This is a genomic window from Pedobacter sp. 01T416_2 (assembly GCF_056398925.1).
Map to the genome: position 1 here is coordinate 1 of NZ_JBFTQI010000095.1, position 11,111 is coordinate 11,111.

Consider the following 11,111-nt stretch of genomic DNA (forward strand, 5'->3'; position numbering starts at 1 on the left):
TCTTCGAGGTGTGTTTTTAATTCAAAACTCATGCTATAAATTTAACTAAATTAAGCATGAAACTCATTTTTTGCTTTTGGAATGAGGTAAGGAGAAAAAATAAGGCCCGATTTTTTATTGATCGGGCCTTCTGTCTTTTTAAATGGTTTACCTCGTGCAATTTGCTGTCCAGGTTTGCCCATCTTTCGAAACCAAAATTTTAAGGGTACTGGCATCAATACTGATACCGGTTAAACCCGATCCAATACTTACATAACTGTTGTCGCCCGTTTTTTCAAACTTTACTCCTGTAATATCAGGAATCCCGTTACCAAAGTAAAAATTATACGTTTCACCAATTTTGCTTACTGTTACTTTACCATCGGTACTGTTGATGGTAGTCTCACCACTACGATAGGAAACGGTTCCTTTGTAAGTACCCACAAAGAAGTCTCGATCTGCTGGATCGGTATCTTTTTTACACGATACCATTACGGTTAATGCTATTAAAAGCATGCTGAAAATTTGAACTGTCTTTTTCATCTCTTTCACTTTTTTAATTTTAAATAGGTAATAAATGTAACAGAGCTATGACAATGACTATGCCAAACGAGTCATTAATGCTCAAAAAATAGTGAGATACAGAATAAAAACAACATAAAAATGTATATTTAAAACGCTGTTTAATAGGTTTTTATAATTGCAATTGGTGGCGTTCTTCACTCCTGCTGCCCATAATAGATTTTTTACAGCTGCTTGCGCTCACAAATAAATAAAACTGTTCAGTTTAGAAGAACATCGCTTATTTATTGAAATTGATATAGACCGATATTTGAAGAAAAAAGAAATTTTTACCGCTCAAAGAAATCAAAGAGCAATATATTTCACGTTATTCTTTAGTATAATTTGAAGGTCCGTTAATGTCTACCGTTTTGCCTAAAAAGTGTGGTTTTCTACCAATTAAAATATCAATTGTAGATTTTACAACGGCAAAATATTCTCTAAAAGAAGCATATTTGTAACCCTGATACGTTCCTTGATCGGCAGCAAAGCCATATGATTTGACGCCCAATTTATTTCCAATATTGATACACCGGTTTAAATGATATTTTTGTGAAACCAGAATGGCCGTATCAACCTTGAAGATATATTTAGATCTATATAAGGTAGAGTAGCTATCAAATCCAGCATAATCAAGATAGATCTTATTGGTATCAACACCGTGCTGATAACAGTAAAGTTTCATCACCGTTAACTCGTCATGCTCATCGCTACCGTTGTCGCCAGATAACAGAATTTTATCAATTTTATGGTTTTTATAAAGTTCGATACCAGCATCGAGCCTATCTTTTAAGTATTTGCTAGGTTTATTATTGTTAATGCCTGCTCCGAAAATAATGGCCACTTTGGTTCCTGGTGTGTCTTTTTCTTTTGAAAAAATTACCGGATCAGTTTGAGATTTTACCAATAAATTTATGCCCAACACTACAATAATGCCCAATAAGGAGGCATAGATTAACAACTTTATGATTTTTTTAGTCTTCATGGATTAGACGGTAATAATTATTTATCTCTTAAAGATAGTTAAAGGCAAAACGGATTATCCCATGTATTTAAAAATTGATTTTCTGCAAATCTTTTTTACCCTGCCCAACCATCCCTATCTAAACTCCTATAATTGATGGATTCTGCTAAATGCTCGAGCTCTACATTTTCACTTCCGGCTAAATCGGCAATGGTTCGGGCCACTTTTAAAATCCTATCGTAAGCACGGGCTGATAAGCCTAGCCTTTCCATTGCGGTTTTTAATAAAGTAGTACCTGCTTCGCTGATCTGACACACTTTACGCACCATTTTCGGGCTCATTTGGGCGTTGCAGTGCAATTCTTCTTTATCAAGAAAACGTTTGTCCTGAACTTCCCGGGCTTTAATTACACGTTCCCTAATGTGGTTGCTTCGTTCTGTGTTGGCTGTGGAGGCTAATTCTGTAAAATTAACCGGCGTTACTTCTACATGAAGATCAATCCTGTCTAGAAGTGGTCCAGATATTTTACTCAGGTACTTTTGAACCACTCCTGGTGCGCAAACACAATCTTTCTCCGGATGGTTGTAAAAACCGCATGGGCAGGGATTCATTGAGGCCACCAGCATAAAGCTAGCCGGATACTCTACCGAAAATCTTGCCCTTGCTATGGCCACTTTACGGTCTTCTAAAGGTTGGCGCATTACCTCTAAAACGGTACGCTTAAATTCGGGTAGCTCATCTAAAAACAAAACGCCGTTATGGGCCAGCGATATTTCTCCGGGCTGTGGGTTTATTCCCCCGCCCACCAAAGCAACATCGCTAATGGTATGGTGTGGGGAGCGGTACGGACGGATGGTCATTAAAGCATCGGCAGCAGAAAGTTTTCCGGCAACGGAGTGGATTTTTGTGGTTTCTAAAGCTTCATTTAAATTTAATGGGGGTAAGATAGTTGGCAGACGTTTGGCTAACATGGTTTTGCCTGCCCCTGGCGGACCGATTAAAATAACATTGTGACCACCTGCTGCAGCAATTTCCAATGCTCTTTTAATATTCTCCTGGCCTTTAACATCGGCAAAATCGTGCTCGTAATTATTGATGTTTTTTAAGAATTCTTCTTTCGTATTGATTTTAACCTGTTCCAGTTTTTCACTCTTATTAAAGAAAGCGATTACCTGAGCCAGGTTTTCTACACCATAGGCAATTAAATCGTTTACAATGCCAGCCTCGCGAACATTTTGTTTCGGTAAGATGAAACCTTTAAAACCATCTTGTTGTGCTTGGATAGCGATTGGTAAGGCGCCTTTAATGGGTTGAATGGTCCCGTCTAAAGAGAGTTCGCCCATAATGAAATAGTCGTCCAATTCATCACAAGGAATCTGTCCAGATGCTGCTAAAATGCCGATGGCTATTGGGAGGTCATAGGATGAGCCTTCTTTTTTAATATCTGCAGGCGCTAAATTGACTACAATTTTCTGCTTCGGCATACGGAACCCCGAAATATTAATGGCGCTGGCCACACGTTGAAGACTTTCTTTTACCGCATTATCTGGCAGGCCTACCATATAGTATTTTGTACCTGCGCTAATATTCACTTCGATTGTTATGGTTAGTGCATTTACGCCATAAACAGCACTCCCGTATGTTTTTACAAGCATTGATTTTAATTAAAATAAATTCGGATGTAAATTATTCGGGATGAATATTGATTCTAATATACAGATTATTTAAAAAAGATCAAGTTTTAGTATCTATTAGCGAGTCGATTTCACCAACCGCTGTTAAATAAACCTGATTGGACGATCCCGACTTTATGTCGGGACAGGGAAAGCAGGGCTAAAACCCTCCTATGGAAAGCTGAACACTCATTTCCAAAACCTATAAAACAAAAATCCCGACCATTACTGATCGGGATTTATATTATTTTGAAAGATGCTGAAACAAGTTCAGCATGACGCTGTGGGTTGCGACCTGGATTTGTATTTTCACGAAGAATAAGGCCTTACGCCCTAAACCCTCTACTCTAAACCTTCTAAATTATCTGCCAAATGGCATTTTAGGCATACCTTTCATCATTGCTGCTGCGGCTGCCGGGTTAGAAAACTGCTTCATCATTTTACGCATATCTTCAAACTGCTTAATTAGTTTAGTAACTTCTTCTACCTTGCTGCCCGAACCTTTTGCAATACGTAAACGGCGGCTTTGCTGGATACTATCTGGGTTTTCTTTTTCAAACGGAGTCATTGAGTTGATAATCGCTTCAATTGATTTAAAGGCATCGTCCTGAATATCTACGTTCTTCATCATTTTGCCCACTCCAGGAATCATACCCATCAAATCTTTCATATTACCCATTTTCTTGATCTGCTGAATCTGGTTGTAGAAATCGTTGAAATCGAATTTATTCTTGCGGATTTTTTTCTGAAGTTCTGCTGCCTCTTTCTCATCGAACTGCATCTGTGCACGTTCAACAAGCGACACCACATCACCCATGCCCAAAATACGCGATGCCATACGGTCTGGATAGAAAACATCAAGTGCTTCCATTTTCTCGCCGGTACCGATAAATTTAATTGGCTTGTTTACTACCGATTTAATTGAAAGCGCTGCCCCACCGCGGGTATCGCCATCTAATTTAGTTAAAACAACGCCCGTAAAATCAAGTCTGTCATTAAATACTTTGGCTGTATTTACCGCATCCTGACCGGTCATCGAATCCACCACGAATAAAATCTCGTGCGGCTGAGTTTTAGCCTTAACTTCAGATATTTCGTTCATTAAAGATTCGTCGATCGCTAAACGACCAGCGGTATCTATAATGATTACGTTATTTCCATTTTCTTTACCGTGTGCAATACCTTCTAAAGCAATGCCAACAGGATCGTTTGAGGCACGGTTAGCGTAGACTGAAACACCAACCGAGGTTCCTAAAACCTCCAATTGATCTACAGCCGCCGGGCGGTACATATCGCCTGCAACCAATAAAGGTTTTTTACCCTTGCCTTTTAAATGCAAAGCCAGTTTACCAGCAAAGGTAGTTTTACCCGCACCGTTTAAACCAGCAATTAAGATAATGGTAGGATTTGCTTTAGTATCTAACTCTGTAACTTCGCCACCCATTAAAGCTGCAAGTTCATCGTTCATTATTTTGGTAAGCAATTGACCTGGAGAAACGGCTGTAAGCACGTTTTGCCCCAAAGCTTTTTGCCTCACATCATCGGTAAATGCTTTTGCTGTTTTATAGTTAACATCGGCATCTAATAATGCTTTACGAATTTCTTTCATGGTTTCTGCCACGTTGATTTCCGTAATACTGCCTTGTCCTTTTAGTACTTTAAATGCTCTGTCTAGCTTGTCCTGTAAATTATCAAACATCTTTTTTTAAGCTAAAAGCTTCATGCCGAAAGGCAAAAAGCTACTTGTTTTTAATAAAAGGCAAATGTATCAAATTTTGCTTGTAAATCTTAGCAACTCAAAGTCAAAACTTTAGGAAGATGAATATTAAATTTTTCTTTGGTGCAACATTTTGTTTAAGGCGTGGTCTTATACCTAACTAACCTAAACGAATGAAACGCTGCATCCTCCTTTTTTTTATATTTATTTGTGCTTTTTCCCAAGCCCAGGATATTTCGAAACAGCGCCAACTGGAAGCAAAAAGAACGCTGCAAAGCCCCAAAATAGACGGTATTTTAGATGATGAGTGTTGGAATAATGTTCCAATTGCTACTGATTTTATTCAGATCAGGCCAAACCCTGGAAAGATAGAAACTCACGATCGGCGCACTGAAATGAAGGTGCTTTACGATGACGTTGCGATTTATGTTTATGCCCGGATGTACGATCACCCTGACAGTGTTTCGCACGAGTTGGTTTCGAGAGATAATATTGGCAATGCCGATTTCATTTCAATTATTGTCGATCCCTTTTATGATAAGATGAATGGAAATGGCTTTTTCGTTACCGCTGCCGGTGTTCAGTTTGATGCCAAATACTCGCAGGTGGGTGATGAAGATGCAAGCTGGAACGCTGTGTGGGAAAGTGCTGTTAAAATTGATGATAAAGGCTGGACCTGCGAAATGAAGATCCCTTATTCGGCCTTGCGTTTCTCTAGTAGGGATGTCCAGAACTGGGGTTTGAATTTTAGCCGCAGGATGCAGCGGAAAAACCTTCAAACCTTTTGGAATTTTGTAGACCCTAAAGTAAACGGTTTTATCAATCAGGAGGGGCTGTGGACGGGAATAAAAGATGTTAAACCTCCGTTAAGATTATCTTTTTCGCCATATATTTCAGCTTATGTAAACCATTATCCGGTTAATTTGCCCGGGGTAAAAAACACAACCTCGCGGTTTAACGGGGGGATGGATGTTAAATACGGAATCAACAATAGTTTTACGCTGGACATGACTTTAGTGCCCGATTTTGGGCAAGTGCAATCCGATAACCGGATATTAAACCTCACACCTTTTGAGGTGAAATTTAATGAAAACCGACAGTTTTTTACCGAGGGAACAGAATTGTTTAACAAAGGTGACCTGTTTTATTCGAAGCGCATCGGTTCTATTCCATCCTATTATAATTACAGCGGGGTAGGCAGCAGTGATAAAATTGTAAAAGATCAAACTGAAGCCAAGGTATTAAACGCCACAAAAATTTCAGGACGGACAGCAAAAGGCCTGGGTATTGGGATATTTAATGCCATTACCAATAGCATGGAAACCGAGGTAGAGGATGCTCAGGGTAACCTTCGTATGGTAGAAACGCAACCGCTCACCAATTATAATATTCTGGTTTTCGATCAGTCGTTAAAAAACAACAGTTCGGCTACGTTTATCAATACAAATGTACTTAGGCAAGGCTCTGCTTACGATGCCAATGTGAGTGCGCTGCTTTTCAATTTAAACAATAAAGGCAATAAATATTTCGTAAATGGCGGGGGCAAAATGAGCTATTTACGGGGTGAAGAATCGAGCACGGGTTATAGCTACACCTTAAGGTTTGGAAAACAGAGCGGCAATTTTACCTGGAGCTACAATCAGGTATATGCAGATGATAAATTTGATCCATCAGATATGGGTTTCTTTACCARTAACAACTTTTTAGATCAGCGGATTGGTATTGGTTATAACGTATACAAGCCAAGTAAATGGTATAATCAATTTGAAAGCTGGCTTAATCTAAATTATTCTCGCAGGGCAATACCGAGTGCTTATCAAAAAATAGGTGCGAATGCAGGGTATTGGGTTCAATTTAAAAATCAATGGTCGGCAGAGTTTGATTTAAGTGTAGATAGAAAAGGGAACGACTTTTACGAAGCCCGAAATGGACAAATGTATCAGGCGCCAGGAAATTTTGGTGTTGCCTTGTATATAAATCCCAACCGCGCCAAGGCCTATAATTTTGGTGGAAATGTGCGCTATTTTGAACAGCATCTTTTCGGCGGCAAACAGTATAATTTTTACTTTTTCCAGAACCTGAGGTTAAATGATAAGATTGCTTTTGGTTTAGACCTGAACTTTAACCCAAACTACGATTATGTAAACTGGGTAACCGCACAAGGTGATAAAGCTATATTCTCTAAATACGACCGCAGAACGGTAGAAAACTCATTTGATGCTAAATATACCTTTACCAACTTAATGGGGCTAACCGTTGTACTAAGACATTATTGGAGTGATAGACGAAATAAAGAATTTTACCTGCTTCAGCCTGATGGCCATTTAACCGATTATCAAGGGCCAACGTTAACCGCGATGGATAGAAACTATAATGTGTTTAATATTGATTTGATTTATACCTGGCAATTTGCACCCGGTAGCACCCTTTCTGTTTCGTACAAGGATGCGGCCGAAACTTATGATACTTTTTATACGCAACGTTATAATAAAAACCTGAGCGGAATTTTAAATGCCCCTCAGAATAACAGCCTTTCTGTAAAGGTTTTATATTATGTTGATTATCTCGATTTGAAGAAAAAAAGGAAGAAGGGATAAGTTGGGTGTTCCTAGCCTTGGGTTTAAACCCAAGGCTAGGAAGTATACATATGAAGACTAAAGGTCCAAACCCCCAACTAAACTACCTTGCTTTACCAGGGCTTACACCGAATTTTTTACTAAAAGCACTACTGAAATGCTGTACCGAAGAATAGCCCAGTTCGTCGGAAATATTTTTGATATTTTTGCTGCTATCGGCCAGGAGTTCTTTGGCCCGCATCAATTTATAATCGCTTAAATAGCCAAAAACGGTGTTTTTGAAAATTTCTTTAAAGCCATGTTTCAGTTTAAATTCGTTTATGCCTGCAACCTTTGCCAATTCGGTTAAACATGGGGGATGGCTGGCATTGGCTAACAAATATTCGCGTGCATAATAAATGCGGTCTTTATCGTATGATTTAAGGGCTGGGCTTTCTGTTTTCTTAGCCGCCAATTCGAAAGCCTGAGCTTGCAATGCCAAAAGTTCGAGGCATTTAGATTGTAGGAACAAGAGCTTTAATCCACCAGTAAACTGGCAGTTCATAATATCATTTATACAACTGTGCATGGCTAAGCTGATGGGCAGGTTTTCTGATGAAAGCTCTACCGAACGGTTGTTCATAATTTTTTCGGCAAAGTTTTTTAGCAAAGTGCTGCTTTCGCCAGTTAAATCAACAAAACGTGATCTTTCGAAATTTACCTCGAAAAATTTATGCGGACCACCTACTGTAAATTCTGCCATCCCATCAAAATCAGGACTATAAATAATATTGTGCTGATTGGCTTTGATATCCAGGCGTTTGTTGGTGAGGTAATTTTCCATAATCCCGCCGCCTGTAATTGAAAAATGAAGCTCAACCATATCAGGCTCATCAAAAGATTTAATGCGCAGGCGGCTCTTTTTCACGAGCATATCGCCGTAAACAATGTAAATACCCGAAAAAGCGATCTCCACAATCTCTGCATCGCCAAACGGAAAGCTGTATTTATCCCTCCGCTCGGTTACCAGTGCCTGATTAAATTCGTTATTGTCGAACTTGTTACCAACAATATAGTATTTATCGTCACCATCATAAATGTTTAAAGCCATAAAATCCTTTTGATATAAACTTTAATCCTTTTGGTATAAAAAGATGCGTTTGTTAGACAACTACTTTTGTTCAAAGTTACTAAACAAAAGAATACGATGCCAAAATTACCATCATGGCTGGCCAACACAATGGAAAAAGTGATCAGCAATAAAATATATCAGGTAGAAGTTGTAGAAACTAAAATGTTAAGCAGCAACTTAAAGTGCGTTACCTTTAAAGGCGATTTTTTCGATGCCAAATTTATTCCTGGAATGGAAGTGYTGTTAAGGGTTAATGCCAATGAATATAGGCATTATACTTTATCTAGCTTTGATGAAGCGCACGAAACCTGCGAAGTTATTTTTTACTTAAACAGACAAGGACCGGGCCATAGCTTAGCTGTGAACATCCAAAAAGGAGACCATTTGAAACTTATTGTAGATCGCGCGAAGGTAAAATACAATGAAGAATCTAATCAGCATTTCTTTTTTGGCGACGAAACCAGCCTGGGCCTGTACGAATCGCTTGGAAAAAAAGTGATCGACGAAGATGTTGAATACTTTGGAGTTTTGGAGCTTCAGGAAGAAAACCTGAGTTCTGTTGATCACCTTAAGTTATTGATCGATACCGTGCCTTCTGATGTAAATGCCCCGGCAAAAAATGCCATTAACTGGATGGAAAATATGCATCCATTATGCTGGGAAATGTGGCAAAATGCTACTTTTTATTTAACTGGCAGGGCCAAATCGGTACAACAGTTTAAAAAATACCTAAAGCAAAGAGGCGTAAGCTTCAGGCAGATTATAACAATGCCGTATTGGGAAATAGGTAAGGTTGGTGGCGCCTAAACCTATCTGGGGAAGGTAAAGCCAAAACCCAGCGCTAAAGTTTGGTTCGCCTGTATTTTGTTTGTGCCTGTATCATCATCAAATAAAAGTACCCCAGTTAAACTGGTGTTCATAAAACGGTTAATTTTTGCTGTTAAAGCAATGTCTAACCTGTGGTCGATTTTACTTGCCTTAAAATCTTTATAAGGAATGAACATGGCATATCGCGCTTTTAGGTTTGTATTGGTGAAAATATCCTTATCGAAAGCACTCACGATCTGAAAAGCCAGTTCGTTTTTAAAGTTTTTCCCTTTTTCTACTGCGTAAACCTCATTTTTACCGTCGTATACCGCGGTATCGAGAACAAAAGTTTGTCTGGCTGTACCTGTACCGATCCGTGTAGAGAAATATTTAACAGGCTTGTACTCAAAACCGATTGATTCGGTTAAATAGCCTGGTGCCATAAATTTAGAAATCAAAACCTGTTGTTCATCTCCATTCCCATCCCTAAAGTATCTGAAGCCTTTATCAAACTGAGATTCAAAACTTATCGATCCGAAAAAGAACCAGCTTTTAGAGAGTTGGAAAGACGCTTTATTGTCCCAAAAAATACGGTCGTTGGTTTTCTTTTGCAGCTGATCTTTATTTTTGATTTTACCATATTGCAAAACAAGTTCACTGATATAGCTATAGCTGTTTTTATTATATTCTGCTTTCCAGTTTAGCAAGCCACCAACAGCCACAGAGTTGGTACCCCCACCTTTCCAGTTGTTACTAAACTGGGCCTGATTAACATTGATACCGATGTTGGTTCTTGTTTTCCAATAATTAATCTTGGCGTTTACCACCAAAGGCTTAATTTTTACCGGTTCAAAGTTTAATGGTCCTTGTCTGCTCGGCAAAGGACTACGCTTTAACTTTATATTCAGGTCTTTTGTATTGATCGGAATAGTATCAATTTCCTGTGCATATAATTTTGTAGAGCAGAAACTTAGAATCAGGATTATGGCAGCTAAACAGTTCTTCATTGCCTACAAAGAAAACGAAAAATTTTAGAGATAAAAAGCATTTAACAAAATGATTGTCAGATTGACAATTGAATTGAAGGTGAAAACTATTGTTTCAGATCTTTTTAAACCAGCCGTACCAATTACCCTTTTTTAGGTAATTTAAATCATTTTCATTTTCATAGGCTTCCTGCTCAAAAACGATGTTACGGTAGGCTAAATCATGGTTCCGGCATTTAATAAGATTAAGCAGGTAGTTAACCAGATATAAAATATAAAAAGGGAAAATAAGCAATTCTAATTGCTGGCGTAAATGGATTTTTTCGTGGTTAATAATGATTGGATCACTTTTAAACCGCGGCGATTTTAACAGGATAAATGGAAAGATTGCCATGCCCGCTGCCGGAAGTTTTTTAACGATGATAATTGGCGCTTTCACAGCTTATCGATGGTTATTTTAGGCAATGGAGGCAATTGCAGTGCTTTGGGGTTTAACCTGTAGCTTTTATAGGCATTTCTGATAAACTGGTTAAAAGAATAATCAGTAGCATCGAGCACAAACTGATAAGTTGGGCGGTATTGCTGCATAAAATCAATGAGCTCAGCATCTTTTATGCCTAATACCTGACTAACCAGACTGGCGCTGAAACGATAATCGATCAGGTCTTCACGATAGTCTTTTTCTAAAATTTTTTGAAGGTGGCGGGCATTTCTTCCTTGCTTGCTTAACAGATTAT

The 11,111-nt window shown here is 38.6% G+C and carries 9 protein-coding genes and 1 pseudogene; 2 read left to right on the forward strand and 8 right to left on the reverse strand.

Annotation, left to right across the window (positions count from 1 at the left end; all coding sequences use genetic code 11):
* Nucleotides 1-147: 147 nt before the first annotated feature.
* The 4 genes from AC1DPQ_RS06225 to ffh form a co-directional block, all read right to left on the reverse strand.
* The gene (locus tag AC1DPQ_RS06225) at nucleotides 148-522 is read right to left on the reverse strand and encodes a hypothetical protein (protein WP_477579304.1); all 375 of its coding nucleotides are present in this window, start codon (nucleotides 520-522) and stop codon (nucleotides 148-150) included.
* A gap of 346 nt (nucleotides 523-868) precedes the next feature.
* The gene (locus tag AC1DPQ_RS06230; protein ID WP_477579306.1) at nucleotides 869-1,525 is read right to left on the reverse strand and encodes a SanA/YdcF family protein; all 657 of its coding nucleotides are present in this window, start codon (nucleotides 1,523-1,525) and stop codon (nucleotides 869-871) included.
* Between the two features lie 95 nt (nucleotides 1,526-1,620).
* Nucleotides 1,621-3,159 carry a YifB family Mg chelatase-like AAA ATPase gene (locus AC1DPQ_RS06235; protein WP_477579308.1) on the reverse strand — a complete coding sequence of 513 codons (1,539 nt, stop codon included), beginning with the start codon at nucleotides 3,157-3,159 and terminating at the stop codon, nucleotides 1,621-1,623.
* 379 nt (nucleotides 3,160-3,538) lie between these two features.
* The gene (ffh, locus tag AC1DPQ_RS06240; protein ID WP_215165338.1) at nucleotides 3,539-4,876 is read right to left on the reverse strand and encodes a signal recognition particle protein; all 1,338 of its coding nucleotides are present in this window, start codon (nucleotides 4,874-4,876) and stop codon (nucleotides 3,539-3,541) included.
* Between the two features lie 191 nt (nucleotides 4,877-5,067).
* On the opposite strand from ffh, the gene AC1DPQ_RS06245 reads away from it, so the two are divergent.
* Entirely contained in the window at nucleotides 5,068-7,491 is a 2,424-nt protein-coding gene (locus AC1DPQ_RS06245) for a DUF5916 domain-containing protein (protein ID WP_477608436.1), read from the forward strand.
* Nucleotides 7,492-7,573: 82 nt separating this feature from the next.
* Here the strand turns inward: AC1DPQ_RS06245 and AC1DPQ_RS06250 are convergent, their stop codons facing one another.
* A complete protein-coding gene (locus tag AC1DPQ_RS06250; protein ID WP_477579312.1) occupies nucleotides 7,574-8,560 on the reverse strand; it encodes a helix-turn-helix transcriptional regulator in 987 nt (328 codons plus the stop codon).
* A gap of 96 nt (nucleotides 8,561-8,656) precedes the next feature.
* On the opposite strand from AC1DPQ_RS06250, the gene AC1DPQ_RS06255 reads away from it, so the two are divergent.
* Nucleotides 8,657-9,388, forward strand: coding sequence for an SIP domain-containing protein (locus AC1DPQ_RS06255; RefSeq protein WP_477579314.1), 732 nt, complete (start codon nucleotides 8,657-8,659; stop codon nucleotides 9,386-9,388).
* 2 nt (nucleotides 9,389-9,390) lie between these two features.
* Here AC1DPQ_RS06255 and AC1DPQ_RS06260 read toward each other — a convergent pair whose 3' ends face one another.
* From AC1DPQ_RS06260 to AC1DPQ_RS06270, 3 genes and pseudogenes are all read right to left on the reverse strand, one after another.
* Nucleotides 9,391-10,395: a DUF3078 domain-containing protein gene (locus AC1DPQ_RS06260; protein ID WP_477579316.1), complete on the reverse strand. Its 1,005-nt coding sequence runs from the start codon at nucleotides 10,393-10,395 to the stop codon at nucleotides 9,391-9,393.
* 94 nt (nucleotides 10,396-10,489) lie between these two features.
* A complete protein-coding gene (locus AC1DPQ_RS06265; protein ID WP_477579318.1) occupies nucleotides 10,490-10,813 on the reverse strand; it encodes a hypothetical protein in 324 nt (107 codons plus the stop codon).
* Nucleotides 10,810-11,111, reverse strand: a pseudogene (locus AC1DPQ_RS06270) (hypothetical protein); the annotation flags it as partial. The pseudogene AC1DPQ_RS06270 and the gene AC1DPQ_RS06265, both read right to left, overlap by 4 nt.

Excerpts from the sequence above, each read along its gene's own strand:
- AC1DPQ_RS06230 (WP_477579306.1), bottom strand. The coding sequence starts at position 1,525 with ATGAAGACTAAAAAAATCATAAAGTTGTTAATCTATGCCTCCTTATTG.
- ffh (WP_215165338.1), bottom strand. The coding sequence starts at position 4,876 with ATGTTTGATAATTTACAGGACAAGCTAGACAGAGCATTTAAAGTACTA.
- AC1DPQ_RS06260 (WP_477579316.1), bottom strand. The coding sequence starts at position 10,395 with ATGAAGAACTGTTTAGCTGCCATAATCCTGATTCTAAGTTTCTGCTCT.
- AC1DPQ_RS06235 (WP_477579308.1), bottom strand. The coding sequence starts at position 3,159 with ATGCTTGTAAAAACATACGGGAGTGCTGTTTATGGCGTAAATGCACTA.
- AC1DPQ_RS06225 (WP_477579304.1), bottom strand. The coding sequence starts at position 522 with ATGAAAAAGACAGTTCAAATTTTCAGCATGCTTTTAATAGCATTAACC.
- AC1DPQ_RS06250 (WP_477579312.1), bottom strand. The coding sequence starts at position 8,560 with ATGGCTTTAAACATTTATGATGGTGACGATAAATACTATATTGTTGGT.